Origin of the sequence: Microbacterium sp. SLBN-111, assembly GCF_049739645.1 — a bacterium.
Classification (GTDB): domain Bacteria; phylum Actinomycetota; class Actinomycetes; order Actinomycetales; family Microbacteriaceae; genus Microbacterium.
In genome coordinates this window covers 1,027,451-1,053,394 of sequence record NZ_JBMGQH010000001.1, presented here as the reverse complement: position 1 = coordinate 1,053,394, position 25,944 = coordinate 1,027,451, and the positions used below count along the sequence as shown (strand labels likewise).

Genomic DNA, 25,944 nt, shown 5'->3' with positions numbered 1-25,944 from the left:
GCGGGCCCCGGATCGGAGGCGCCCCGTGACCCTGCTGCCCCTGCTCGACGCCTGCCCGAAGCGCATGGAGTACGGCCCGTGCGGCGGCGTCGGCTTCGACGGATCGTGCGAGATCGACACCGAGCACGCGTGCGCGTTCCTCCCGCGCGGGACGGTGCCGTGGACGGGCGTCGACCGCGTTTCGGCACCAGCTCCCGGCCCCCGCACGGCCGCCGCCGCGGAGACCCTGGCTTCGTTCGGCACGCGCCCGTGGGTCGTGGCCGACCTCCCCGCGCGTGCGTTGAGCGTGGCATCCATCGACTCCTGCGCCGCGGTCCTGGCCGGAGAAGTGGATGCCGTCCTCGCCGGCGACGCGGGAACGGCCCGGGTCCAGTTCCCTCCGGCGTACCGGGCGCACCTGCTGCAGCGCGCGGGGCTGCGGGTGTGGACCGGGCTCAACATGCGCGACCGCAACCGCGTGGCGATCGAGGGGGAGCTGGCGGCCCTGGCCGTCGAGGGGGTGGTCGGCGTGCACTGCGTGACCGGCGACCACACCCGCACGGGGCACCGGCCCGATGCCGCACCCGTGTTCGACCTCGACTCGACCGAGGCCGCCGCCCTCGCCCGGGCCGCGGGGCACGTCGTGTCGGTCGCAGCGTCGCCCGCAGCCCCGCCGGTGGAGCGCCGGGCCGCGCGGCTGCGCGAGAAGCTGCGCGCCGGCGCCGACGTCTGCTTCGTGAACCACGCCGGGGGAGCGGAACCGGTGCGGAGGTTCATCGACGAGGTGGCCGCCCCGGTGCGGTTCATCCCGTGCGTGCCGGTGGTCGTGGACCACGCCTCGGCCGACGTGCTCGAGTCGTTCACGACGCTCGTGCTGCCGGACGGGTTCCTGTCACGGGTGCGATCCGCCCGCGACCCGCGCGCCGAGGGCATCGCGCTCGCCGTCGCACTCGCCGAGGAGCTGCTGGCCCTGCCGGGCGTGGTGGGCGTGAATCTGTCGGGCGGCCGCGACGGCGGCGAGGAGTCCTTCGCCGAGGCCCAGGCGGAGATCGCCCGGCGGCTGCGCTGACGCGGGCGGGGCCGCGCGATAGCGGCCCGGGGTGGGGGTGCGGCCGTGGGTGCGGTGCGGCCGGGGACACAACGAAGGAAAACTGCGGCCCGGGGCGGAGACACAACGAAGGAAAACTGCGGCCGGGCGGGCGTGCGGCGCGGGGTGGTGGCATCCGGGGTGCAGATGTCCTGCGTTGTGTACGGGCGGGGTGGGTGGATGCCGCGGGGGTGGGGGATCTGCAGGAGTTGTGCGCCTCGTCAGGCCGGAGTGCGGATCGCGGCGAAGCGGTTCACCCGGCGATGCGCGAAACCGAGCCGCTCGTACGCCGCGATGGCTCCGACGTTGGTCGCGGCGGCGTGCATCATGGCGCGGTCTCCGCGTTGCTGGATGTGGAACGCAACGTCGAGCACCAGGCGCGACGCGAGTCCCTGGCGGCGGTGATCCTCGTCGACGGCGACGGCGCTGATCTCGGTCCAGCCTGTCGGGTGCAGGCGTTCGCCGGCCATCGCGACCAGGCGTCCTCCGCGACGGATGCCGATGTACCGACCCAGCTCGTGCGTCCGGGGTCGGAAGGGGCCGGGCTGGTTCCGCTCTACGATCGCCATCATCTCGGCCGCGTCGCCTGCGTCGAGTTCGATCGCTTCCTCGAACGGGCGCGGCTGGAGCGCGGCGGTCTCGACGAGCTGGACGCCCTCGCCCCCGCCGAGGAACTCCCACCCGTCCGGGATCTCGCCCTCGTAGCCCGACAGCCCGACCTCGGCGCCCGGGCCGACGAGGTCGCGCAGCGCATCCCAGACTTCGGGCTCGTCCCACGTGCGCACCGCCACGAACGGGGCCACGTCCTCGGGATACCGCCGCACCAGGTCGCCGCCGATCGCGAAGTGCGCGTGCGGTCCCGCGAGCGAGTGCCACGCGGCGTTGTCGAGGACCGCGGCGGGGTCGTCGGCGGTCGAGGCGGTGGGGGCGAGGTCGGCCGAGGTCATGGCATCCATTCCGGGTGGGGTACTGCGGGTGCAACGTCGGTGGTGCCGGGTCATTCCCGAACCAGCCGCTTGCGCGGCAAACTAATATGCGCGCATACTAAAAACATGATCACTCTCGCCACCGTGCAACGCGTCGCCGCCGCACCGCCCACCGCTTTCTTCGCCCGCTGGATCGACCACGCCACGTGGAGCGAATGGTCGCCCGACACCGAGTGGGTCCGCGTCGACGGCCCGGTGCGGCTCGGGGCACGCGGCATCCTGAAGCCGAAGGGCGGACCCCGGACGCCGTTCACCATCTCGGAGCTCGAGACCGACCGCGTCTACACCGACGTGTCGCGAGTCCCCGGCGCGCGGCTGACCTTCCGCCACACCGCGGCGCCGGTTGCCGAGGGTTCGGCGCTGACGGTCGAGGTCACGCTCGACGGGCCGTTGGCGTGGCTGTGGGCGCGCACGGCGTTCTCCGGATTCGAGCGCTCGGCGATCGAGGACCTCGATCGGCTCGTCGCCCTCGTGGAGATGTCGGCGTCGTCCGCGCGATGATCGAGGAATGACCACGCCCCTCGACACCCGCTTCGCCTCGGCCGACGAGAGCCCCGGGTTCCTGCTCTGGCAGGTCACGAACCGCTGGCAGGCCGCGGTCCGCCGGGCGCTCGCGCCGTTCGACGTGACGCACGTGCAGTTCGTCCTGCTCGCCGTGCTCACCTACGGAGACGTCGAGGCGGGACTGACGCAGGCGGAGGTCAGCCGCCGCGCGGGGGCGGATCCGATGATGGTGTCGCAGGTGCTCCGCGCCCTCGCCGCCCGGGGACTCGTCGAGCGGACCCCGGATGCCATCGACCGCCGCGCCGTCCGCGTTCGGGCCACGGCCGAGGGGCGCGCCCTCGCCCGCACGGCCAATCACGCCGTGGAGGACGTCGATGACACGTTCTTCGGCCCCGGGGCCGCGGCATCCGGCACGCTCGTCGGCCACTTGTCCGCGGTGCTCGACCGCTCCCGCGAGCCGAACTCCTGAGAAATCCTCGGATCGAGGCCCTTTCTCCGCGGGTGCGGCACGAGGGTGTCCGTTTCTCACGAGTTTGGCCCGGGCTCAGTGCATGATCATGCCGCCGGTGACGTTGATCGCCTGGCCGGTCAGGTAGCCGCCCGCGGGGGAGGCGAGGAAGTGGGTGACGCCGGCGACGTCCTCCGGGATGCCGAGGCGCCCCAGCGGCGACTTCGCGCTCCACGCCGCGATGTCGGCCTCGGACCGGGTGTCGGCGCCCATGTCGGTGAGCACGTAGCCCGGGCACACCGCGTTGACGGTGATGCCGTGGCATCCCCATTCCTGCGCGCCGGCGCGCGTGAGCGCCACGACCGCGGCCTTCGACGCGGCGTAGTGTCCCTCGCCGCCGCCGCCGTGCTTCGCGGCCATGCTCGCGATGTTGACGATCGAGCCCTGGCGCGCCTCGAGCATCACGGGGGCGACGGCCTGCATCGTGACGAGTGTCGCGCGGGCGTTGATGTCGAGGACGCGGTCCCAGTCGTCGACGGTGATGTCGAGGAGCGACGCGTGCTGGAAGATCCCGGCGCAGTTCACGAGCACGTCGATGCCGCCGAGGGCCGCGATCGCCTCCCCCACCGCGCGGCGCGTGTCGAGCGGGTCGAGCAGATCGACCGGGAAGAAGGATGCCGATTCCCCCGCGGGCGCGCGCCGGTCGAGCACCGCGACCGCAGCGCCGTCGGCCGCGAAGCGCTCCACGATCGCGGCGCCGATGCCGCCCGAACCTCCGGTCACGATGACGCGCTGGGACATGGCACTCCTCACTCGGGCGTCGGGGGCGCCCGTCGGCGTCACCGTACGCCCGGGCGCGAACGGTGACGCGACGCGGGTGTTTCGACGGCGTAACGCTCGGTGTGCGGGGTGCGGCTTCGGCCCCGCTTCGGCCTCGGCCGGCGTCCGGCTTCCGGCGTCCGGCGCCGCGCCCGGTGCCCGGCCCTGGCCGCGCCCGGCTTTCGGCGATAAACGCGATTCACGTGCAGAAACGGGGTCCCGCGGCGTTTCCTCCCGGGATCAGCGTTTATCGATGGGGCGGGGCCGTGAGCAGCGCCCACACCTCGGCGACGTCGACCTCGAGCCGGGCGTCCGTGCCGCGGGAGCGCCACGCGTCCCGGTCGAACACGAACGCCTGCACCGCCTCGAGGACGTACAACCGCTTCGTCGGCACGGCCAGGACGGCGGCCGGATCGTCGTCGCCCGCATCGCGGGGGAGCCGAGCGCCCAGGATGTCTCGGATCGCCGAGGCCTCGGCATCCACTTCCCGCGCCGCGAACGCCAGCTGCACTCCGTCCGCGTCGGCGGGCGCGGCCGTCGAGTCGAACACGACACCGGATGCCACGCCCGACGCCGCGATCGCGCGCGCGTGCCGCGACGCGACGTCGGACTCCACGTACAGACCGCGCGGGAGGAGCCGATACTGCGCGGCCGCGGTCCAGGGTCCGTCGGCGTCGGCCGTGCCGATCACGACGTAGCGCTGGGTGTGCAGGATCGCGGCCGCGCGCTGCACGGGAGAGGTCATGCGGACATGTTCGGCCGTCCGGGCGACGGCGGTGTTTCCACGCCGTAACGCTTGCGCGGTGGCGGGCCGCGGCGCGTGCGGTTGCGGCGCCCCAAGGTGTTGAGTGTCCAAGACACGCGGACGTCGTCGCGTGGCATCCGCGTGTCTTGGACACTGAACGGGCTGGTTCCGCCCCGCGCGGCCCCGCCCCGCCCGCGCGGCCCCGGACCCCGCCCGAACCCCACCCCGAGGAGCACCGTGAGCGACACCGTCCATCCCGCGATCACCGACCCGGACGTGCGCGCGCACCTCGCGCGGCTCGCGGCGCGAGCGGGCACGATCCCCTTCCGGAGCGACGGATGCCGACGGCGACGACGCCGCGCGGATCGCCGAGCTCCGCGCGAACCCGTCGTGGGTACGGCTGCCCGACGACGACGTCATCGAATCGATCGACATCGCCGACGGCGACCTCGCGCTGCGTCTGTACCGTCCGCGCGCGGGGTACCGCGGAACGCTGGTGTTCGCCCACGGCGGCGGATGGGTCGCGGGCGACCTCGACAACAACGATGCCCTGTGCCGCGCGCTCGCCGCCGCCACCGGCACGCAGGTGCTGAGCGTCGACTACTGGCTCGCCCCCGAGCATCCGTTCCCCGCCGGCCTCGACGACCTCGACCGGGCCCTGCGCTTCGCCGCGGCCGGGGCCGGAGGACTCGTCGACCCGACGCTCCTCGGCGTCGCGGGACACAGCGCCGGAGGGAACCTCGCCGCCGCGCTGGCGTTGCGCTCGCGCGAGGGCCGGGCTCCTGGCATCCGGGTCCAGGTTCTGCTGTGCCCCGTGCTCGACGCGCCCGACCCCGACCGCCCGAGCTACCGCGCCTACACCGAGAACCTGCCCCTGACCGCGAAGGGCATGCAGTGGTACTGGGGGCTGTACCTCCGGGATGCCACGACCCCGGTGCCCGTCGAGGCGGCGCCGTTGCGCGCGCCGGAGCTCGCCAGTTCGGCTCCGGCCGTGATCGTCGCGGCGGGCGTCGACCCGCTCTCCGATGAAGCCGGGGAGTACGCCGAGCGGTTGACGGCATCCGGAACCCCCGTCGAGTTCGTGCGGCGGGAGGGCGTGCCGCACCTGTTCCTGGTGTTCCCGTCGATGCCCGCGCGCGACGAGGTGTTGGCGGCGGTGGCGCCGGCGGTGCGCGCGGCGTTCGCCTGAGGCTGCGGCTGCCGGCGTCGACCTGCCGTGTCCCACTTTGTGCAGTCGAGGGGGCGCTGGGCCGCACATTTTGGGACACGCAAGGGGGAGGCGGCACTGCGGACGCTGTGGCTTCCGCCGTCGACCTGCCGTGTCCCACTTTGTGCGACCGAAGCGGCCGTAAGTCGCACATTTCGGGACACGGGCTGCCGGAAACCCCCCGCAAACACCCCGCCGCACACTCGGAACACCGCGGAAACACGCGATTGTTACCGTCATCAACATGTCGCTTCTGGTCACGAACGCACGGCTCATCACGGTTCCCGCGGGCACCGACGACCCCGGCTACATCGAGCGCGGATACATGCTCGTCGAGGACGGACGCATCGCCGCGATCGGCGCCGGCGACCCCGATCCGGGGCTCACGGCTGACGAGATCCTCGACGTCGACGGCAAGTTCGTCGCCCCGGGTTTCGTCTCCTCGCACAGCCACCTGTTCACGAGCGGCTCGCGCGGGCTCGGCGTCGACCAGACGCTCTACGGCTGGTGCACGTCGATGTTCAGCGTGCTCAACAACGCCTCACCCGACCAGATCTACTGGGCGACGCTGCACGGCTCCCTCGACTTCCTCGCCAACGGTGTGACGACGGCGTACAAACTTCACCGACCCGCTCCTGCCCTGGGAGCCCATGGTCGACGGCAAGCGCGCCGACGGCGGTGGCATTCTGCGCGATCACGCCTGGCACACCCGGCAGGCGGATGGATGCCTCGACGCGGGGCTCCGCTTCGTCGACTCCATCGCCCTCGATGCGACCGTCGGCACCGACGACGAGATCTTCGCCCGGTTCGAGGCATCCCTCGATCACGTCCTGGCGATGGATCCGGACATCGCGCTCGGCGCCTCGATCATGGGGCAGGTGCAGTGGTCGACGAGGCCCGACGCCGCCGAGATCGAGGTCGCCGTCATGGACCGCTTCGGCGTCACGAACCAGGCGCACTTCCTCGAGACGTACGAGGCGATCGAGCACCAGCAGACCAAGTTCCAGCTGTACAAGAACGCCGGTGCGCTGCGGCCGGGCATGATGTTCGGCCACTTCATCCAGACGACGCCGGAGATCATCGCGGATGCCGCTGCCGGCGGGGCCGCGATGTCGTGGCAGCCGGCATCGAACGGGCGTCTGGCGTCGGGTGTCGCGCACGTGCCCGAGATGCTGGACCTCGGCATGAAGGTCGGCATGGGCCTCGACGACCAGGCGTGCACCGACGTCGCCGACCCGTGGCAGAACATGCGCATGGGCATGTTCATGCAGCGCGCCCGCACGCACGACCCGCTGTCGATGATGCCCGAGCGGGTGCTGCGCCTGCACACCCTCGGCGGCGCCGAGATCATGGGGGTCGACGACCGCGTCGGCAGCCTCGAGGTGGGGAAGTTCGCCGACTTCGTGGTCGTCGACCCGCGGCTTCCGGACGTCGGTCCGCTGTGGAACCCGGTACGCAGCTACGTGCTGGCGTGCGGGCTCCGCAACCTGAAGCAGGTGTACGTCGGCGGCAAGCTCGTGAACGAGAACGGCGTCTCGACCAACCCGCTCGCCGCGGAGGCGTCGCACGTGCTGCACACCGAGCTGCCCGCACTCGCGGACGAGTTCGGCGTGATCCTGTAGACGGCGGCTTACCGCTGCGGCGGGAGCTTGTATCCGTCGGTGAAGGTGTTGTGTGCCACGACGCCGTTCTCATCTCCGACGCTGAAGATCGTGTGCGCGTCGAGGTTGAGAGTGTCGCCGGGGTACAGACCGGCATTGTCGCGGCGCGCGTGGTTGATGAGGTCCAGCCAGTCCTCGGTGAGGCAGAACCGCGCGGCGATCGTGAAGATCGCGTCGCCGGACGCGACGCGATAGGCGACTGGGACACCGTCGCCGTTGAGGATCGCCTCGCCGGACGCCATCGCCGTGACACCACCATCGTGGGGGACGGCGAGGCTCCGGCCGCCGAGCTGCTCGGGATCGCCGGGATCGGCGATCGGATGCGTGGAGGTCGCCGGGTCGCAGCCGGCGGGCGTCGCGACGGCAGGCGCGGCGGCCCCCGAATCCGCGGCGGATGCCGACGCCGACGCCGCCGGGGTCGATTCCGCGGACGGTTCCGCGGTCGGTGTGCACCCGGTGAGCCCCACCACCAGGATGCCGATCGCCAACGTCGTGGTCGTGCGCACTGTCCCCATGCGACGAAGTGTACGTCGCGCCCCTCGCCCGGTACCGCGCGCTCTCGCCCGGAACCGCGCGCCCGCGCGGCGTGGGCCCGCGCCCCGGATCCGCGAGACTGCATCCCCCTGACAAATCCACTGCAGCCCGCAACCGAGATGTCAGCCACGTGCAGTCTCGCGGACGCGGACCGTGGACCGGGGACCGCGGACCGCGGACCGCGGACCCGCCCCGCGCGGGGCGAGACGTGCGAGCCTGGGCGCATGCGCACGACCATCGCGGGCCTCGACGTCCACACGTCCCACGACGATCTCTTCGGACGCGACGTGCTGCTGTGGCACCACGGATCGCCGCAGACCGGAGCGATCCTCCCGCCCGTGCAGGCGGCGGCCGACGCCCGCGGACTCGCCGTCGTGTCGGTCGCGCGGCCCGCCTACGCGCACTCGCCGCGCGTCCCGGGCCGCACCGTTGCGGACGTCGCCCGGGGGCTGCGCTCGGTCGTGGAGGCGCTGGGCGTGGCATCCATCGTCTCCGTCGGGGCTTCGGGCGGCGGACCGCACGCGCTCGCGTGCGCGGCCGCGATGCCCGGGCTCGTCCGTCGCGTCGTGACGTTCGCTTCTCCGACACCGTTCGACGGGAGCGACGAGTGGTTCGCCGGGATGCAGGCGCCGCAGGCGCTCCGCGCGGCGGCGGAGGGTGAAGAGGCGCGCCGCCGGTTCGCCCAGATCGACGAGTTCGATCCGGATTCCTTCGTGGATGCCGACTACGCGGCGCTCGAGGGGGAGTGGGCGTCGCTCGGGGCCGACGTCGGGGCGTCCGCAGCCTACGGTGACGACGGACTCATCGACGACGACCTCGCGTTCGCGCGGCCGTGGGGGTTCGCGCCGGCCGAGGTCATGGCATCCGTTCTGCTGGTCCAGGGCGAGCGCGACCGCGTGATCCCGCCGCGGCATGCGCGGCTACTCGCCGAGGCGCTCCCGAACGCGACGCTGCAGCTGCACCCCGACGACGGCCATGTGTCGGTGCTGCGACACCTCGCGGCCGTGCTCTGACGGGGGCCCAGACCGCGAGACTGCACGCGCCTGACAACTCCACTGCAGCCTGCAACCGAGACGTCAGCCCCGTGCAGTCTCGGCGTTCCGGGGCCGCGCCAGCGACGGCCCGCCAACCCGGCCGGCCAGCGCCTCAGCGCCGCGCGACCCGCAGCACGCCCTCGCCCGCCACGGCGATCGCGGCGGCGCACGCCAGCGCCACGGCGAGGGTGATGAGCGCGGTCGCGGGGCCCGTGGCATCCAGGGCGGACCCTGCGATCACGCCGCCGATCGGGACGCCGAGCGACATCGCCGCGGTCGGGTAGGCCAGCGTCTCCGTCACGCGCCCTTCGGGCGCGCGGGCGGATGCCACGAGGATCCCCGAGATCATCACGGGTGCCATCAGCAGCCCCAGGAGCAGGATCGCGAGGAACAGCACCGGGGTGAGCCCCTGCGTGAGGGGGAGCGCGAGGGCGACGACCGCGGCCGCCGCGGCGAATCCGATGAACCGGGCGATCGGCGACAGCTTCCACGCCCGCGCCCCGGTGATGACCGAGCCGACCGCGATCGCGAGCGCCAGCGCACTGAACGCGGGGCCGGCGAGCCACGGACGTCCACCGACCTCCGCCCACCCCACGAGCGTCACGTCGAACGCCCCGAACACGCCGCCCAGCGCGATGCACGCGAGCGCCACGGGAACCACCCCGGCGGGCGGCCACACGAACCGGGCTCGGCCCCGCGCGCCGGTCGCCGTCGGTTGCGTCGCCCGCTGCGACGCCAGCCAGACGCCGCCGATCACGCCGAGCGTGAGCGAGCCGAGCATCGCGACCGCGGGGTTGATCGCGGCGGCGACCGCCGTGATGACCGGCGGCCCCGAGATGAACACCATCTGGTCGCCGATCGTCTCCAGCGCCAGGGCGTGGGTCCGCTGCGACTCCGGCGCGAGCACCGTCCACCGCGCGCGCACCGCCGACGTGAGGTCGGGAGTCGCGGCGCCGGTCGCGAACGCGGCGACGAGCCACGTCCAGAACGGCGCGCTCGCCAGCACGAGCGCCAGGAGAGCGGATGCCGCGAGCACGAGGCATCCGAGCGAGATCAGGATCACGCGGGCCTGGCCGTGCCGGTCCATGCGCGACGACCACAGCGGAGCGGCCAGCGCCATGCCGATGACGAGCGGGGCCACGACGATCCCGGCCGACCCGAAGCTGCTCGTCGCTGCCGACACCAGCAGGATGATCCCGAGCGACAGCGTCGCGCGGGGGAATCGGGCCAGGATGCCGGCCGCCACGAACGTCCGCGCCCCCGGCAGCCGCAGCACCTGCGCGTAGGCACGTACGCCGGTGGCTTCGGCCGCGGCGGTCACGCGGCGACCTTCCGCGGTGTCGGGGACGCGCCCCGCTGCGGTGTGGGGGACGCCCCCTGCTGCGGTCGGAATCTCCGGCCGCCGTCTCGCCCGCGGACACAACGAAGGAAAACCGGGATGTCCCCCGCGGCGCCGCCCGTCATCACGGGCCGCACCGCCGATCGGTGGTCGGATTTCCTGCGTTGTGTCCCGCGGGGTTCGGACACCGTCACGCGGTGTAGTCGAATCGGCTGATCTCCTCGAGCGCCTCGACGACGAACGACACGCTGTCCTCGAACAGTTCGGCGCCGTGGGCGGCGTTCGCTCCGGTCGGATCGCCGAGCACGCCGGTGGGGCCGAAGTCGTTCGAGAGCCAGCCGAAGGTCACGGGCTTGCCGTTGAAGCCGATGTGCCGGAAGTCGCCGATGTGCGCGGGCACCGTGGCCTCGAACTTCGAGGCATCCACGAGCTCGGGCCGCAGGTGCATGATCATGCTCGTCTCGCCGTGGCCGGCGTGGATGCCCGTGCCGTGCTCGTCGGGACCGCCGTCGGTGCCGCTGAAGGACGGCACGCGCGCGGCGGGCATGAAGAACGTGCGCAGGCCGAAGCGGCGGCGCAGCTCGCGGTTCGCGACGTTGAGCAGCGCGACGTTACCGCCGTGCCCGTTGAGGAACACGAGCGTGCGGGCGCGCGTGGTCAGGAGCGAGCGGCCGATGTCGACGATGGTCTGCATCATCGTCTCCGGGGTGAGCCACAGCGTGCCCGGCGCCCACGAGTGCTCGTCGGACTTCGTGACCGACAGCGTCGGCAGCTGCCACACGTCGATGCCCTGTGCCGCGGCACGCGCGACGGCGGCCGTGGCGGAGGCCTCGGCGACGATGGCATCCGTCGCCAGGGGAAGGTGCGGACCGTGGTGCTCGATGGCGCCGGTGGGCAGCACGATGATCGATTTGTCGGTGAGGGCTTCGGCGGCGGCGGGGCCGCTCAGTTCGGCGAGCAGGCGGCTCATGAGATGATCGCTCCCTTGCGTGCGCCCGAGTAGTCGGGGTTGAGCTTGCCGGGGTTCAGCAGCCCGTTCGGGTCGGTGGTCTTGGCGAGTTCCGCGGTCTGCTCGACGTTGAAGTCGACGTTCCACTGGTGCGGGTTGTGCACGCCCACGCCGATCGCGTTGAGGTCGGCGATTCCGCGGTACACGTCCTCCTCGCTGACGTAGGGGGCGGCGAGCATGCCGATGGGGAACGCCTTCGTCGACTCGATGTGGAGCTTCGCGCCGGCGAACACGCCCTCGACGGCGTCGACGTCCTCGGCGAGCGGAGCCCCCGAGACCTCGAGGTGGAACACCTCGTGCGGCTGGCTCTTCTGGTACCACTCGATCGGGTGGTTGTAGCTGAGCATCGACAGGCGGATGCTGGCCTGCGGCCCCTCGCGCACCGCCTCGACACGGCCGCCCGCGCCCTCGACGATCGCGGTGACGGTGTCGATGAGCGACGCGTCGATGATCGCGCGCAGGCTCGACCGGCCCTCCGGAATGGCGTCGTCGGCGGGGAGGGATGCCGAGATCTCGGGCCCGTCGCCGGACACGAGGCGCGGAGTCGGGTCGAGGTTGCCGATGGTCTGCAGCACCGACAGGGTGCCGGAGAAGTCGGGGAAGCTCGCCCACAGCCCGCGCCACTCGCGCAGCGGCTCGAGCCGGACGGTGGCGCGCACGATGACGCCGGCCGTGCCGTAGTTGTGCACGTACTTCTGGGCTTCGTCGCCCTCGACGTGGATGATGTCGGCGCTCCCGTCGGCGTGCACGACGTCGAGCGCGGCGACGAAGCCGCGGTCGTTCGAGCCGTGCTCGATGGAGCCGGTGCCGCCGGAGCCGCCGGAGAGGAAGCCGCCGAGGGTGGACTGCGCGGTCGAGGGGTACATCCACAGCGCCTGCCCGGCGGCCCACGCCGCCTGCTCGAGCAGCACCATGGGGGTGCCGGCTTCGGCGGTGATGAATCCGTCGCCGACCTCGATGATCGCCTTGGCGCGGGTGGTGTCGATGACGAGGCCGCCCTGCATCGGGATGGCCTGGCCGTAGTTGCCGGTGCCCTTGCCGCGCACGGTGACGGGCACGCCGTGCCGCGCGGCCGCGGCGACCGCGATCGCGATCTGCTCGGCATCCGCCGGGAACACCACGAGGTCGGCGAGGCCGAGGGGGAGCTTGGCGGCGATGATCGGCGACATCGGCGACCCGTCGACGCTGGCGCGCTCGCGCACGCGCGGTTCGGTGCTGACGGCGGCGGGGCCGAGCAGGTCGAGCAGGTCGTCCTCGAGGGAGAGGACGCGGGTGGCGGTGTCGCTCATGGGTGTCTCCGGGTGACGCGAGTGGGTGGATGCCAGGTGTCGGGGCCGCGGTGCGGCCGGGGTGGGACGGGGGCGGGACCGACACGGCCCGGCCCGCGCGAGGCGGACCGGGCCGGTTCGATCAGAACGAGATCGAGGTGTCGATGAACTCGTTCGTGTACAGGTCCTTCGGGGTGTAGCCGGCCGCGGGCGGGGTGCCGAGGGCCGTGTAGACCTTGCTGGCCTTGTCGAAGAAGTCCGCGAAGCGGGCGTCGTCGAAGTTGCCGTAGGTCGAGTCGGGGCCGTTGCCGACCAGGCCGAGGTCGACCTGCGTCTTGACCGAGTAGTCCGCCACGCCCTGCGTGTAGGTCCAGCCGGTGTTGTACTCGTCGACGAGCTTCAGGATGAGGTCGTTCGCAGCCTTCGGGTCCTTGTAGTACGCGACGCCGGCCTTCTGCAGGACGGGGACGAGCTTCGTGAGGCAGGGGCTCAGCTTGTCGAAGTCGGCGGCCTTGACCGACATCGACGACTGGTAGGTCTGCCATCCGGAGTCGTGGATCAGCGCGAACTTCACCGGCTTGCCCCAGGCCGAAACCTCGTTCTGGTAGACGTACGGCTCAGCGGACGCGAAGCCCTGCTGCATGTCCTTGCCGCCGGCGGCGACGAAGTTCGACGGCGTGCCGTCGTACGAGCCGTCGAGGATGTCGGCGCTGGCGAGGCCGGCGCTCTTGAGGTACTCGATGTACGCCGAGCCGTCGAAGTAGCGCCAGACGCCCTTCTTCGACTCGAGGGCCGGCTTGACGTCCTGGATCGTCTTCACGTCCGGGTAGGTCGCCGGGTCCCACATGACCATGGTCGGGCTGATGTCCAGCGGTGCCATGACGGCCTTGGTGGGCGTGGTGCTGGAGAGCTGGATGGCCTCGTCGGTGCTGACGTAGCCGAGGGTGATCTTGTCGTCCTGGTACATCTGGGCCGAGACGGTCTGGAAACCGATCGCGGGGCCACCGGCACGGATTTCGAGGTTCACGCCGGTGTACTCGCCGTCCGACATCAGGGGGCCGGTGACCGCCTTGGTGTTGGCGTCGATCGTGTACTTGTCCTTGATCATCTCGTAGAGGTGACCGTGCTCGGCCTCCGGGTTCCAGTCGGTCTGGACGACGATCGTCGAGGGGCAGTCGGCCGACAGGTCGACGGAGCCGACCGTGAGGTCGGTGCTGCTCGGCGCCGCCTGGTCCGCGGCGCTCCCGGCGCACGAGGTGAGCGTGAGGGCGATCGCGAACGCGCCGGTGACGGCGGTCCCGCGAAGGAGGGTGCTGCGCTTCATGCTGTTTCGCTTTCTGTGACGGGTGGAACTCTCGGGTACGGAGGTGGTGCGGGAGGGGTCGGATGCCACGGCCGTAGGCACGCCCGAGGGCGCGGTGCCGTGGCATCCGGTGTCTGTGTGAAGGGTCTGTGCGGTGCGGGCGGGCCCGCGGGGATCAGCGGGCTGCTTCGTACCAGCGGCCGACGGCGACCTTGGACAGCCAGCCGAAGAAGGCGAAGATGACCACGCCGAGGAGGCACGCCGCGAGGATCGAGGCGAACAGCTCGGCGCTCTGCAGGCGCGACTGGTAGTTGGAGATGAGCGAGCCGATGCCCGGTTCGCCGCGGCGGAAGAAGTAGTCGCCGACGATCGCGCCGATGACCGACAGGCCGGCCGAGGTGCGCATGCCCACGAAGATCGAGGGGAGCGCGGCGGGGAGGGTGAGCTTCGTGAGCACCGTCCACTTGTTGGCCTTCTGGAGGCGGAACAGCTCGCGCTGCGACTTGTCCACCGACTGCAGACCGAACAGGGTGTTCGACACCATCGGGAACAGGGCGATCAGGATGCAGACGATCACGCGGGCCGTGAACTCGTAACCGAACCAGAAGCCGACGAGCGGCACGAGGGCGAGGATCGGGATGCACTGCAGGATCACCGCGTAGGCGTACGTGCTGCGCTCGACCCAGCGGGCCAGCGACATCGCGATGGCCCAGCCGATGCCGATGATCATGGCGACCAGGAGACCGGTCAGGGCGACGCCGGTGGTGCGGAACAGCGCGGTCCAGATGTCGACGCTGACCTGCGGGTCGAAGAAGCCCTTCGTGAACATCTCGTGCGGCATCGGCAGGAGGAAGCCCTTGCCGGTGGCGGTGAGGATGCCCGCGATCAGGTACCAGATCCCCACGAGCACGGCCAGCACGCCGAGGGGCGGGGCCGCGAGGATCAGCGCACGCGTGATCTTGCTGCGACCGCGCGGGACCTTGGGGGCCGTGTCGCTCGTCGGGGCGGGGGTGGATGCCGTGGGCTCGGACGTCTCGGAGACGACCGGCTCTGCAGAGGTGGTGCTCATGAGTGTCCTTCCCGGAGGGCGTGGGAGACCTCGCCGACGAGCTTGGCGAACTCGCCCGTGTAGCGGATCTCGGGGTCGCGAGGCATGTCGAAGGGGACCTCGAACGTGTCGACGAGGTGGCCGGGGCGACCGGACATGACGACGACCTTGGTGGAGAGGTAGACCGCTTCGGAGACCGAGTGCGTGATGAAGAGGCCGCCGAACTTCTGCTCGACGAAGATCTTCAGCAGCTCGTCGTTCAGGCGCTCGCGCGTGATCTCGTCGAGGGCGCCGAACGGCTCGTCGAAGAGGAAGAGTTCCGGGTCGAGGGTGAGGGAGCGGGCGAGAGACGCGCGCATCTTCATGCCGCCCGACATCTGCTTGGGCAGGTGCTTCTCGAAGCCGTTGAGGCCGACCAGGTCGATCGCCCACTTCGCCTTCGGGGTGCGCACCCGCTTGGGCTGCCAGTTGAGCTCGGCGAGCAGCTCGACGTTCGACTGCACGTCGCGCCAGGGCAGGAGCGTCGCGTCCTGGAAGACGTACCCGATCCGGTCGGTGTTGACCGTCGCGGTGCCTTCGCTCGCGGACTCGAGGCCCGAGGCGATGCGCAGCAGGGTCGACTTGCCGCAGCCCGAAGGGCCGACGACGCTGACGAACTCGCCGCGCTGGACGACGAGGTCGACGCCCGAGAGAGCGGTGGTGCCGTTGGGGAACGTCATGGCGACGTTCCGGAAGTCCAGCAGCGGCGCCGCGGGGTCCGCGAGCGTGGCTGCCGGGGAGGGGGAGGCGAGGGTCACGAAACGCTCACTTTCCGGTCGGGACGAGGGTCGGAAGCGCCGGTGCGGGTGCGTCGGCGAGGGGTGTGCGGGCGGGGAGCGCGGTCTGCGTCGACACCGTCGTGCGGCTGACGACGCGTCCGCGGTACAGCACGACGCGGTCGGCGGAGGCGAACGCGACGGCTTCGCCGAGCGAGGCGGCGCGGACCGCGACGAGGTCGGCGCGGGCGCCGGGGATCGGCCCGGCGACCGGCAGGCCCATGACGTCCCGCGCGCCGGAGGTGACGGCATCCATCGCCTCCTCCGGGGCGAGGTGCCCCGCGGCGACGAGCAGGGACGCGGTCTCGAGGTGATCGCAGCGCCCCACGGGGTTGAAGGGGTCGCGCACGTTGTCGGCCCCGGCCGCGACGCGCACGCCGGCGGCCTTGAGGCGGCCGATCGGCGCGATTCCGCGGGGCACGGCGTGGTCGGCATCCCATCCCTGCAGGTACAGGTTGGTGATCGGGAGGGCGATGACGCCGATGTCGGCGACGCGCACGTCCTCGGCCAGGGAGGCGAGGTCTTCGGTCGGCATCATGCTGAGCCGCACGCAGTGACCGGCGCTGCGGGGACGGTGCCAGCCGGTGACGGCCCGGGCGTAGGCGGCGAGCGTGTCGGCACCGGCGAGGCTCTCGTCGGTGTGCAGGTCGAGGCCGACGTCGCGGCGCCGCGCGATCGCGATGAGGCGGTCGAGGTCGGTGATCGGGTCGTCCGCGAGGTGCGGTGCCCCGCCGACCAGGTCGATGCCCGCGTCGAGCGCGGCGTCGAACACCGCATCCGGCACGGTCGGTCCGCCGAGGGCGACGAGCTCGATGTCCATGACGCCGCGCAGTTCCTCGCGCAGCCGCACGAGCGCGCGAACGCCGACCAGCGCGTCCTCGCCGCGGAGCAGGTCGACGTGCGTCCGGACGGCGGTGATCCCGGATGCCAGCATCCGCACCGCCGTGGACCGTGCCCGGTCGAGCGTCTCGTCCTCGTCGAGGTCCTGGGCGAAGGCCTGCCAGCTCTCGATCGCGCGCACGAGGTCGCCGAACGGGGGCTGGATGGCATCCCACGACTGCGACTTGTCGAGGTGCGCGTGCGGTTCCGCTCCGGCCGCCGTGACGACGTAGCCGGTGAGATCGAGGATCTCGCCGTCGGTCTCGGGCAGCGGGGTCCCGGCCGGAACCACCGCGACCACCGTGTCGCCGTCGATCGCGATGTCCACGAGCGCGCCGGACGCCAGTCGCGCGTTGCGGATCTCGCTGATCGAGACGGGTGGAGCGGCGGACACGAGGACCTCCGAAGAGTGAGGGTAGGGATGCCACATCGTCGAGGCGGGTGCCGTCGGGAGCGGCGAGCCAGTGTTGGTGTGACCAACATCCGGGCTGTTTCCGATGCTAGGAACCGGTCGTTTCCGCCGTATTTCCCGCTCGTGACCCTCGTGACAAACCTGCTCGCGCACGGCACCACCTCCGCGATTCGCGCACGTTCAGCGGCATCCGGTCGTCTACGGCTGACCGTGCGCGGATCGCTGAGGGAGGGCCGCGGAGCCGCGCAACCTCCGTGATTCGCGCAAGCTCAGTGGCATCCCCGGCGTGGGCGGCTGAGATTGCGCCGATCACTGACGAACGGAATGGGGGCGGATGCCGGAACTCCCTGCCGCGCGCACGCGCTGCCTCCGTCGCCCGGTGACCGCGAGGCACCGCCCTCACCCTGCCCTTCGGCGGGCCGGGGATTCGGTCACGAGCTGGGTCGCCCGGATGTCGGCATCCCCTCGCCCGGTCTCGAGCGGTCCGGATGCCACGGGGCCGCCGCCCCGGCGCGGGGAGGCTGGGAGTTCGTGCCGTCCGCTCGGCGCGAGGGGAGGGTGCATGCGGATCGTCAGTTTCTCGCCGGTCGTGCCCCACGATGGGCTGCCCGACACCGAGGGGGGATACCTTCTCCACCATCTGCGCGCGCTGCGCGAGCTGGGTCACCGGGTGACCCTCGTCTCGTTCGACGGTCCCGAGAACCGCGCCGCGGCCGAGGTGCTCGGCGATCTCGTCGACGTGCTGCTCGTTCCGGCCGATCCGCCGCGCTCGGCGGCGGCCCGACGTCTAGTCGACGCGTTCGAGCGTGAGGAGCGGCGACTCTTCCCGACGCGTCCCGTCGTTCGTCTCCGACGGGCGCTTCGGCGCAGCGCGGCGGTGCGCGCCGCCGTCGCCGGCGCCGACGCCGTCGAGTATCAGGGGACAGGATCCGGCTGGTACGTCCTGGGTCAGCGCCCGCGGGCCGCGAGGCTCCGCGTCGTCGTCGCGAACGACGCGGTGCCGCGGACGCCGCGCGTCCGCCGCGATGAGCGCCGCATCTACCGCCGCGCCGATGTCGTCCTCACCTTCAGCGCCAAGGACGCGGTCCTCGTCGGCCGCGCCGGCGCTTCCGTGCGCGCGGTCGTCGTCCGCCCGCCGCTCGCCGACGGCACCGAAACCCGCCCCCGCGTGGGTGATCCGACTCCCACCGTGCTGGTGGTCGGCGCCTTCGGGAGCTCGGGGCATGCCGACGCGGCGCTGTGGACCATGACCGACATCGCTCCGCGAGTCCTCGAGATCTATCCCGAGGTGCGGTTCGTCTTCGCGGGCGCGCGTCCGACCGCCGAGATTCGGCTGGTCGCGGCGACCCGACCCGACAGCTTCATCGTCGCGGGGCACGGGGAGTCGCTCGAGACGGCCTACTCCGGAGCCGACGTCGTACTCGTCCCGGTGCGCGCCGGCGCCGGCGTGACCTTCGCCGCGGTGGAGGCGATGCTGCGTGGCATCCCGGTCGTCTCCTCGGGCTTCGGGGTCGAAGGCATCGTCGACGACCGGCTGCACGCCTTCGCGGTGGCGGACGACGCGCGCGGCCTCGCCTCCGGGGTCGTCCGTGCCCTCGCGGACACGGACGCCGCGCGCCGTGAGGCGCTGCGTCTGCGCGACCCGGTCGCGGACGAATTCTCCGGTGACGGGTTCCGCCGCGCGCTCGCCGAGGTGTATCGGGAAGCGCGCGTGCCCGAGCGGTTGCACCGGACGGCGGATCTCCCGGCGTGATCTCCCGCCGCGCCCCGCGTCAGAGTTCGAGCGTGATGCGCGGGCAGGCGGCGCGCGAGACGCACACCATCATCGTGCGGTTCGCTTCCTGCTCCTCGGGCGACAGCACCGAGTCACGGTGCTCCACGTCGCCGTCGATCACGGGCACTTCGCACGTTCCGCATGTGCCGACGCGGCAGCTCGACGGCACGACGGCGCCGTACTCCTCGACGACCTCGAGGATCGACTTCTCCGGCGGGACCACGACCGTCAGTCCCGACATCATGAGGTCGACCTCGAACGGCTCGGCCCACACCGGAGGGCCCAAAACCTTCGCCTCGAACCGCTCGACGTGGAGGCTCCCGCGCGGCCAGCCCGACATCGTGGCATCCAGGGATTCGAGGAGGCGGGCGGGACCGCACGCGTAGACGACGGTCCGGGATGCCGGGGTGCCCAGGCGGGCGTCCAGATCGAGGCGGGTGCCCTCGTCGGCGGCGAACACCTCGACGCGGTCGCCGTAGCGCTCGACGAGCTCGTCGACGAAGGCCATCGTGCGCCGCGACCGGCCCGCGTACAGCAGGGTCCACGCGGCGCCCGCGGCGTCGGCGGCCTCGATCATCGGGACGATCGGTGTGATGCCGATGCCCCCGGCGACGAAGACGTAGGAGCGGCCGGCGGTGGGGGCGAAGAGGAAGTGGTTCGCGGGGCCGCGGACGCGGAGTGCCGTGCCGGGATGCGCGTTCTCGTGCAGCCACACCGAGCCCTCGCGCTCGCGCAGCACGCCGATCCGCCACGTGCCGCGCTCGCTCGGCGACCCGCACAGCGAGTACTGGCGCTCGACCCCGCCGGGCAGCACGACGTCGATGTGCGCACCCGGCGACCAGTGCGGCAGCACGCCGCCGGGACGCTCGAGGTCGAGGACGACGACGCCGTCCGCCGCTTCGCGCCGCTCCCGCACGATCGCCTCGAACGTCAGACCGCCGCTCATGTGTCTCCTTCGCCGGGGTCGGGGGCGCCGTGGACCAGTTCCTTCACGATCAGCAGCCGGTATGGCGCACCGCCGGGCGAGTGCCAGCGGTGCGGTGTGCCCGACCGGCAGTACACGGAGTCGCCGACCGCGAGCGTCGTCTCGCCGAACGGGCCGAGCGAGATCACGATGGAGCCCTCGAGCACGGTGAGGAACTCATCCTCCTCGTGGACGTAGTGGTCGCCGGGTTCGGGGTTCGCGCCCGTGAACTCCATGGGCTCGAAGCGCCGCGGACCCTCGGCGAGCATCCGCGCGCTGCCCTCGGCGTACGGCCCGACGAGCCCCTCGTTCGCGCGCACGAAGGTCGGGTGCGCGCTCTCGTCGGGGCGCGGCGGCTCGGACGCGGCGATCAGTTCGACGCGGCTCGTGCCCAGCGCGCGCGCCAGTCGTTCGAGGCTCGCCATGCTGGGGCGGGCGAGGCCGCGCTCGAGCTGACTGAGGAACGGATGCGAGAGTGCCGCCGCCTCGGCCAGCTGGGTCAGCGTGAGCCCGCGCGCCTTGCGCAGGCCGCGCAGGTGCGCCCCGAGACGCTCGTCGCCGGTGGAGCCGGTGGCGGGATCGATCGTCGGTGGGGATCGCGGGAGCCATGGTGGTCATCGTCCCACCCTCTCGAACAATCGCGCGGTGATCTCGCGCTCGTCGGCGGAGACGAGGCATCCATCGTCCACGACGACGCGTCCCGCGACCACGACCGTGCGCGGGCGCCGACCGGGCGAGGCCCACAGGAGCCCCGCGACGCGATCGGCGACGCCCGCGTCGGCGACCCCCGCCACGTCCCACAGGCACAGGTCGGCGGCGGACCCCGGCGTCAGCCGCCCGAGTTCGGGGCGTCCGAGCCCGTCGGCCGATCCCTCGGTCGCCATCGCCAGGACCGTGGATGCCGCGACCTGCGGCCCCACGAGCGCCGAGACCTGCATCGCGAGACGCGCGTCGGCGAGGAGATGTCCGGCGTCGTTGCTGCCGCCGCCGCTCGTTCCGAGCCCGACCGGGATGCCGGCATCCCGGAGCTTCGCGACCGGTGCGACCCCCCAGCCCATCGGTACGTCGCATCCGGGCGCGTGGGTCGCCGTGACGCCGGCCGCGGCGAGCCGGGCGATCTCGTCGTCGGTGACTCCGCAGAGGTGGGCGAGGGTGACGTCGCGAGCGAGCCAGCCCCAGTCCTCGAGGAGGTCGAGCGGGCGGCGGCCGTAACGGTCGAGCGCGATCTCGACGTCGACGACCTCGTTCGCCTGCGTGCGGCGGCGAAGGCCGCGACGTTCGGCGACCTCGGCGAGCAGGGCGAACGTCTCGCGCGGGTCGCTGTGCACGCCCGCGGGGCCGACGGCGACCTGCAGCATTCCGTCGGCACTGACGCCGCCCGGCTGCCCGTCGACGAGCGCGGCGGCGATCGCCTCGGCCGACAGTGCGGCCTCCTGCGGGTCGTCGCGCGCGGCGCCCCGCACGAAGGCGAGGCGGGCACCGAGGTCGGCGGCCGCCGCCGCGGCGGCGCGGGCCATCCCGACCGTGTCGGCACCGGACGGCCAGGTGAGGTGGTGGTCGGCGACCGTGGTCACGCCGCTGAGCAGCGCCTCCGCGAGCCCCGCGCGCGCGGCGATCCCGGTCAGTTCGGGGTCGACACCGGCCGCGGCGTACGCGCTCGCCATCGCGGGCAGCCATTCGCGCATCGGGATGCCACGCGTGCCCGGCAGCGTCCGGAACGCGGTCTGCAGCAGGTGGTGGTGGGCGTTCACGAGGCCGGGCGTCACAACGCATCCGCTCGCGTCGATCACCGTCGCGTCGGCGGGAGCGGGGGTGTCGACGACGACGCCGTCTACGGCCACGACGTCTCCGGTGCGGACGCGGCCTTCGGCCTCGACCACCGCGACCGCGTCGCGGATGACGAGCGCCGTCATCGGGCCGTCACCGGGGTCGGGACGGCGCAGCTCGCCGCGGCATTCGCGTGCACGGGGCCGTCGGTCGCGCTCAGCGGGAGCGCGCTCGCGCCGCGCCGGGCCGCGACGATCTCGGCGATCACCGAGAGGGCCGTCTCCTCGGGGGTCTCCGCCCCGAGGTCGAGGCCCAGGGGGGGAATGCAGCCGGCCGAGCTCGGCATCCGTCACCCCCGCCTGTCTCAGCAGCGCCGCGCGGCGGGCGACGGTCGCCCGCGCCCCCATCGCGCCGACGAAACCCACCGGGAGGCGCAGCGCCGTCCGGATCGCTGGCACGTCGAGGCGTTCGTCGTGCGTCAGGACGCAGACGGCGGTGCGCTCGTCGGGGTCCTCGAGCGACGCGAGGTACTCGTGCGGAGTGGCGACGACGAGGTCGGATGCCTCGGGGAAGCGTTCGCGCGTCACGAGCAGCGCCCACGCGTCGCACACCGTCACCGCGAACCCGGCAGCCGCGCCGACCCGGCACAGCGCCGCCGCGTGTTCGCCCGCGCCGAGGACGATGAGGCGCGGGCGGGACCGCCGCCGCAGCTCGAGGGTCGTGCCGTCGCCCAGGTCGAGGTCGATCGCGCTCTCGCGTCCGGCCGCAGCGCGCTGGAGCGCGGCGCGGACCCGCGGGGCGGTGCCGTCGATCGGGTACGCCACGACCTCGATCGCACCCCCGCACGCGAGCCCGGCCGTGACGATCGCGTCGTCCGGACCGGCGAAACCGAAGCTCCCGCGGCGCACCTCGCCCGTGCGGAGCGCGTCGAGACCCAGCATCACGGCGTCGCCCTCGACGCAGCCGCCGGACAGCGATCCGATGACCCGCGCGTCGGCCGTGACCGCGAGGGTGGCGCCCACTCCGCGCGGGGCGCTGCGGATGACGCGGGTGACCGTGACCGCCGCGACGGGCGTCCCCGCCTCGAGCATGGGGAGCAGGTCGGCGGCCAGTTCGAGCATGCTGGCGACGGTATCCGCGCCGTGTTTCACGCACGCTACGCTGTCGTGACCATGCTCCCCGAGGCCCCCGTCGACCCCCTCACGCACCGTCCGGCGGGCCTCGTTCTCGCCGCCGGGGCCGGTCGTCGCTTCGGCGGTCCCAAGGCCCTCGCGCGCGATCCCGACGGCATTCCGTGGGTCGAGAAGGCCGTCCGGGCGCTGCGCGACGGGGGGTGCGAACCGGTGTTCGTGGTGCTCGGTGCGGCGGCCGACGATGCGGCGCCTCTCGTCCCCGGGGAGGCGCTCGTCGTACGCGCCGAGCGGTGGGCCGAGGGTGTCTCGGCCTCCCTTCGGGCGGGACTGGATGCCATGGCATCCACGGCCGCGTCCGCGATCGTCGTCGTGCCGGTCGATACACCGGAGCTGCCGCCCGCCGCCGTGGCCCGGCTCGCGTCGCGCGCCACCGCCGACGCCCTGGCGTTCGCCGCGTACGGCGGTGCGCCGGGCCATCCCGTCGTGATCGGCCGCACTCACTGGGCCGCGCTCGCTGCGGCGGTCGGCGGTGATGTCGGCGCGCGCCCGTATCTCCGCGCCCACGGCGCCGAGGCCGTCGAGTGCGGCGACCTGTGGTCGGGCAGGGACCGGGACGTTCGCTGATCCGGGGGCGGCTCCTCGCGGCCGCGCCGGGCGGCTAACCTGTGGGAAGGGAGGTGGGGATGTCGCTGATCACCGTCGGCCAGCGTGTGCGCGGTGCGGGCACGCGGACCCTCCTCCTGCTGCTCGGCGCGAGCGCTGCCATCATCGTGGGTCTTCTGGCGATGCATGCTCTGAGCGCTTCGTCGCCCGGCGCCGGTCACGGCGACATGGTCTCGATGGCCGACGTCGCGTTCTCGGACACCCAGGACTTCCACGAGGCCGCTCCGGCCGCCGCCCCCGCCGAATCCCTCTGCGCGGACTGCGGCGACGATCACGGGATGGCGTCGATGTCCTGCATCCTCGCGCTCCTCGTCGGCGTGATCCTGTTCGCTCTCTTCCGCGCGGGCCGGCTGGCTTCCCGGCGGGATGCGGGGGTGCGGGGGATCCCGAACCCGTGGCTCCCGTCCGCCCGTGACGCTCCGCCTCCCTCGCTCGTCGTTCTCTGCATCAGTCGCACGTGAGATCGCGTGTGCCCGCCTCTGCGCGCGGGCAACGCGTCCTTCGGGCTCGTCGACCGTCGAGCCTCGTCACCGACTTTGGAGAACATCACAATGAAGACCCCTCTTGCGGCGACTGCCGCGCTCACCCTCGCCGTCGCGCTCGTCCTGGCCGGCTGCGCCGGCGGAACGACCGCCGGTGGCACCATGCCCGGAATGGACCACGGCGGCAGCAGCAGCTCGGCCACAGCACCCACCGCGGATGCCAATGAGGCCGACCTCATGTTCGTCAGCATGATGATCCCGCACCACGAACAAGCGATCGAGATGTCCGACACTCTGCTGTCGAAGAGCGGTATCGATGAGCGAGTGACCGCGCTCGCGCAGCAGATCAAGGACGCACAGACCCCCGAGATCCAACGGATGAAGGGGTGGCTCGAGGACTGGAATGCCGGTGCGGCCGACATGGGCGGCATGGATCACGGCGACGGCATGATGAGCGACGGCGATATGCAATCGCTCGAGCAGGCTTCCGGAGCCGAAGCCGCTCGACTGTTCATACAGCAGATGATCGACCACCATCAGGGGGCGATCGACATGGCTCGGCAGGAGCAGACGGACGGTCAGAACAGTGACGCGATCGCTCTGGCGACGGCGATCGTCGAGGCTCAGACATCGGAGATCGCGACCATGAAGGAACTCCTGACCGAGTTCTGATCGAAGCGGGTGGGGCGCGGCACGGGGTCGCGCCCCACCTCTTCCGTTACGCGTTCGTTGCATTTCGCGGGGGATCGAACTCTGGACAAATGCGCACACCCGGGGATATGTTCACGGAGCCGTCATAATTACGACGGAACCAGGAAGCCGGGACGAGGACGTACCCGATCCGACGCCGGGGAGGGCGCCGGGTGCGACCACGGGGGTCCCTGCAGTTCAGAGAGGAACGCAGATCACAATGCTGAAGAAAATCCTGACCGGTGCGGCCATCGCGGCTCTCGCCGTGGGTCTCGGAGCGTGTAGCTCCACGCGGCCCGCCGATGGCGGCGGAGACGCTGCCGGGGGCGGCAGCGGCGACTGCAACGTCGGTATCGCGATGCCGACCCGCAGCCTCGAGCGCTGGATCAACGACGGTGAGCAGCTCCAGAAGAAGCTCCAGGACGCCGGTTGCACCGTCGACCTGCAGTACGCCGACAACAAGACCGACCAGCAGATCAGCCAGATCCAGAACCAGATCTCGGGTGGCGCGAAGATCCTCGTGATCGCCGCCATCGACGGTTCGACGCTCGGCCCGGTGCTGCAGGAGGCCAAGGCCCAGAAGGCGACCGTCATCGCCTACGACCGCCTCATCAACGGCAGCGAGAACGTCGACTACTACGCCACGTTCGACAACTACAAGGTGGGCACCCTGCAGGGCCAGTTCATCGAGAAGCAGCTCGGCCTGAAGGACGGCAAGGGTCCCTTCAACCTCGAGCCCTTCGCCGGCAGCCCCGACGACAACAACGCGAAGTTCTTCTTCGCCGGCGCGTGGGACGTCCTGAAGCCGTACGTCGACAAGGGTCAGCTCGTCGTTCCGAGCGGCAAGTCGCCCGCCAGCGACGACGCGTGGGCCAGCATCGGCATCCAGGGCTGGGCGTCCGACAAGGCTCAGGCCGAGATGGACAACCGCCTCTCGTCGTTCTACGGCGACGGCAAGAAGGTCAACGTCGTCCTGTCGCCCAACGACAGCCTCGCCATCGGTATCGAGGCATCCCTGAAGTCGGCCGGCTACACCGCCGGTGCGGACTACCCGATCATCACGGGTCAGGATGCCGACAAGGCCAACGTCAAGGCGATCCTCGAGGGTCTGCAGGCGATGACGGTCTGGAAGGACACCCGCGCTCTGGGTGACCGCGTCTTCCAGATGATCCAGGAGATCAAGGACGGCAAGACCGTCGAGGTCAACGACACCAAGACCTACGACAACGGCAAGAAGGTCGTCCCGTCGTACCTGCTGACGCCTGAGGTCGTCGTCAAGGACGACGTGCAGTCCAAGCTCATCGACTCGGGCTTCCTGAAGGCCTCCGACGTCGGGCTCTGATCCGCAACTGCGGCGGGGCGGGTTCGCCCGCCCCGCCGCTCTATCTGTCGCC

25 protein-coding genes and 1 pseudogene are annotated in these 25,944 nt (G+C 72.0%); 11 read left to right on the top strand and 15 right to left on the bottom strand.

Annotated features, from left to right (window positions below; translation table 11 throughout):
• The first annotated feature begins 25 nt into the window (after positions 1-25).
• Complete coding sequence (locus RKD05_RS04990) at positions 26-1,048, top strand: methylenetetrahydrofolate reductase C-terminal domain-containing protein (protein ID WP_424708421.1); 1,023 nt, start codon at positions 26-28, stop codon at positions 1,046-1,048.
• 239 nt (positions 1,049-1,287) lie between these two features.
• Here the strand turns inward: RKD05_RS04990 and RKD05_RS04985 are convergent, their stop codons facing one another.
• Positions 1,288-2,013, bottom strand: coding sequence for a GNAT family N-acetyltransferase (locus RKD05_RS04985; protein WP_424711772.1), 726 nt, complete (start codon positions 2,011-2,013; stop codon positions 1,288-1,290).
• A gap of 105 nt (positions 2,014-2,118) precedes the next feature.
• Between RKD05_RS04985 and RKD05_RS04980 the strand changes: the two genes are divergently transcribed.
• Both RKD05_RS04980 and RKD05_RS04975 read left to right on the top strand, forming a co-directional pair.
• A complete protein-coding gene (locus RKD05_RS04980) occupies positions 2,119-2,553 on the top strand; it encodes an SRPBCC family protein (protein ID WP_424708419.1) in 435 nt (144 codons plus the stop codon).
• 7 nt (positions 2,554-2,560) lie between these two features.
• Complete coding sequence (locus RKD05_RS04975) at positions 2,561-3,025, top strand: MarR family winged helix-turn-helix transcriptional regulator (protein WP_424708418.1); 465 nt, start codon at positions 2,561-2,563, stop codon at positions 3,023-3,025.
• 75 nt (positions 3,026-3,100) lie between these two features.
• Here RKD05_RS04975 and RKD05_RS04970 read toward each other — a convergent pair whose 3' ends face one another.
• The gene (locus RKD05_RS04970) at positions 3,101-3,805 is read right to left on the bottom strand and encodes an SDR family NAD(P)-dependent oxidoreductase (RefSeq protein WP_424708417.1); all 705 of its coding nucleotides are present in this window, start codon (positions 3,803-3,805) and stop codon (positions 3,101-3,103) included.
• Positions 3,806-4,070: 265 nt separating this feature from the next.
• Positions 4,071-4,568, bottom strand: coding sequence for a pyridoxamine 5'-phosphate oxidase family protein (locus RKD05_RS04965; protein ID WP_424708416.1), 498 nt, complete (start codon positions 4,566-4,568; stop codon positions 4,071-4,073).
• 496 nt (positions 4,569-5,064) lie between these two features.
• Between RKD05_RS04965 and RKD05_RS04960 the strand changes: the two genes are divergently transcribed.
• On the top strand, positions 5,065-5,757 hold the full coding sequence (locus RKD05_RS04960) for an alpha/beta hydrolase (RefSeq protein WP_424708414.1): 693 nt from the start codon (positions 5,065-5,067) through the stop codon (positions 5,755-5,757).
• Between the two features lie 668 nt (positions 5,758-6,425).
• Entirely contained in the window at positions 6,426-7,397 is a 972-nt protein-coding gene (locus RKD05_RS04955; protein WP_424708413.1) for an amidohydrolase family protein, read from the top strand.
• An 8-nt stretch (positions 7,398-7,405) separates the two neighbouring features.
• Here RKD05_RS04955 and RKD05_RS04950 read toward each other — a convergent pair whose 3' ends face one another.
• A complete protein-coding gene (locus RKD05_RS04950; RefSeq protein ID WP_424708411.1) occupies positions 7,406-7,951 on the bottom strand; it encodes a LysM peptidoglycan-binding domain-containing protein in 546 nt (181 codons plus the stop codon).
• A 243-nt stretch (positions 7,952-8,194) separates the two neighbouring features.
• On the opposite strand from RKD05_RS04950, the gene RKD05_RS04945 reads away from it, so the two are divergent.
• The gene (locus tag RKD05_RS04945; RefSeq protein ID WP_424708410.1) at positions 8,195-8,983 is read left to right on the top strand and encodes an alpha/beta fold hydrolase; all 789 of its coding nucleotides are present in this window, start codon (positions 8,195-8,197) and stop codon (positions 8,981-8,983) included.
• A gap of 133 nt (positions 8,984-9,116) precedes the next feature.
• Here RKD05_RS04945 and RKD05_RS04940 read toward each other — a convergent pair whose 3' ends face one another.
• From RKD05_RS04940 to RKD05_RS04910, 7 genes are all read right to left on the bottom strand, one after another.
• Positions 9,117-10,325 (bottom strand): MFS transporter, encoded by a 1,209-nt coding sequence (locus RKD05_RS04940; RefSeq protein ID WP_424708409.1) that lies wholly within the window; start codon positions 10,323-10,325, stop codon positions 9,117-9,119.
• Between the two features lie 208 nt (positions 10,326-10,533).
• On the bottom strand, positions 10,534-11,313 hold the full coding sequence (locus RKD05_RS04935) for a creatininase family protein (RefSeq protein ID WP_424708408.1): 780 nt from the start codon (positions 11,311-11,313) through the stop codon (positions 10,534-10,536).
• Positions 11,310-12,641, bottom strand: a complete 1,332-nt coding sequence (locus RKD05_RS04930; RefSeq protein ID WP_424708407.1) for an FAD-binding oxidoreductase — start codon at positions 12,639-12,641, stop codon at positions 11,310-11,312. Before RKD05_RS04930 ends, RKD05_RS04935 begins: the two co-directional genes overlap by 4 nt.
• 121 nt (positions 12,642-12,762) lie before the next feature.
• Positions 12,763-13,944 carry an ABC transporter substrate-binding protein gene (locus tag RKD05_RS04925; RefSeq protein ID WP_424708406.1) on the bottom strand — a complete coding sequence of 394 codons (1,182 nt, stop codon included), beginning with the start codon at positions 13,942-13,944 and terminating at the stop codon, positions 12,763-12,765.
• Between the two features lie 154 nt (positions 13,945-14,098).
• A complete protein-coding gene (locus RKD05_RS04920) occupies positions 14,099-14,992 on the bottom strand; it encodes an ABC transporter permease (RefSeq protein WP_424708405.1) in 894 nt (297 codons plus the stop codon).
• The gene (locus RKD05_RS04915; RefSeq protein ID WP_022878665.1) at positions 14,989-15,768 is read right to left on the bottom strand and encodes an ABC transporter ATP-binding protein; all 780 of its coding nucleotides are present in this window, start codon (positions 15,766-15,768) and stop codon (positions 14,989-14,991) included. The genes RKD05_RS04920 and RKD05_RS04915 overlap by 4 nt, the downstream gene beginning before the upstream one ends.
• Before the next feature lie 7 nt (positions 15,769-15,775).
• On the bottom strand, positions 15,776-17,059 hold the full coding sequence (locus RKD05_RS04910; RefSeq protein ID WP_424708404.1) for an amidohydrolase family protein: 1,284 nt from the start codon (positions 17,057-17,059) through the stop codon (positions 15,776-15,778).
• 580 nt (positions 17,060-17,639) lie between these two features.
• On the opposite strand from RKD05_RS04910, the gene RKD05_RS04905 reads away from it, so the two are divergent.
• Positions 17,640-18,830, top strand: coding sequence for a glycosyltransferase (locus RKD05_RS04905; protein WP_424708402.1), 1,191 nt, complete (start codon positions 17,640-17,642; stop codon positions 18,828-18,830).
• Between the two features lie 19 nt (positions 18,831-18,849).
• Here RKD05_RS04905 and RKD05_RS04900 read toward each other — a convergent pair whose 3' ends face one another.
• From RKD05_RS04900 to RKD05_RS04885, 4 genes and pseudogenes are all read right to left on the bottom strand, one after another.
• Positions 18,850-19,797 (bottom strand): PDR/VanB family oxidoreductase, encoded by a 948-nt coding sequence (locus tag RKD05_RS04900; protein WP_424708400.1) that lies wholly within the window; start codon positions 19,795-19,797, stop codon positions 18,850-18,852.
• A complete protein-coding gene (locus tag RKD05_RS04895; protein ID WP_424708399.1) occupies positions 19,794-20,240 on the bottom strand; it encodes a cupin domain-containing protein in 447 nt (148 codons plus the stop codon). The genes RKD05_RS04900 and RKD05_RS04895 overlap by 4 nt, the downstream gene beginning before the upstream one ends.
• Positions 20,241-20,246: 6 nt before the next feature.
• Positions 20,247-20,309: pseudogene (locus tag RKD05_RS04890) on the bottom strand (XRE family transcriptional regulator); the annotation flags it as partial.
• A gap of 120 nt (positions 20,310-20,429) precedes the next feature.
• Entirely contained in the window at positions 20,430-22,703 is a 2,274-nt protein-coding gene (locus RKD05_RS04885; RefSeq protein ID WP_424708397.1) for an amidohydrolase family protein, read from the bottom strand.
• 51 nt (positions 22,704-22,754) lie between these two features.
• On the opposite strand from RKD05_RS04885, the gene RKD05_RS04880 reads away from it, so the two are divergent.
• The 4 genes from RKD05_RS04880 to chvE all read left to right on the top strand — a co-directional run bounded on the left by RKD05_RS04880 (position 22,755) and on the right by chvE (position 25,892).
• On the top strand, positions 22,755-23,339 hold the full coding sequence (locus RKD05_RS04880; protein WP_424711771.1) for a nucleotidyltransferase family protein: 585 nt from the start codon (positions 22,755-22,757) through the stop codon (positions 23,337-23,339).
• Between the two features lie 59 nt (positions 23,340-23,398).
• Positions 23,399-23,839, top strand: a complete 441-nt coding sequence (locus tag RKD05_RS04875) for a DUF6153 family protein (RefSeq protein ID WP_424708395.1) — start codon at positions 23,399-23,401, stop codon at positions 23,837-23,839.
• Between the two features lie 90 nt (positions 23,840-23,929).
• Entirely contained in the window at positions 23,930-24,532 is a 603-nt protein-coding gene (locus tag RKD05_RS04870; RefSeq protein ID WP_424708394.1) for a DUF305 domain-containing protein, read from the top strand.
• Positions 24,533-24,770: 238 nt separating this feature from the next.
• The gene (gene chvE / locus RKD05_RS04865) at positions 24,771-25,892 is read left to right on the top strand and encodes a multiple monosaccharide ABC transporter substrate-binding protein (RefSeq protein WP_424708393.1); all 1,122 of its coding nucleotides are present in this window, start codon (positions 24,771-24,773) and stop codon (positions 25,890-25,892) included.
• Positions 25,893-25,944: the final 52 nt, after the last annotated feature.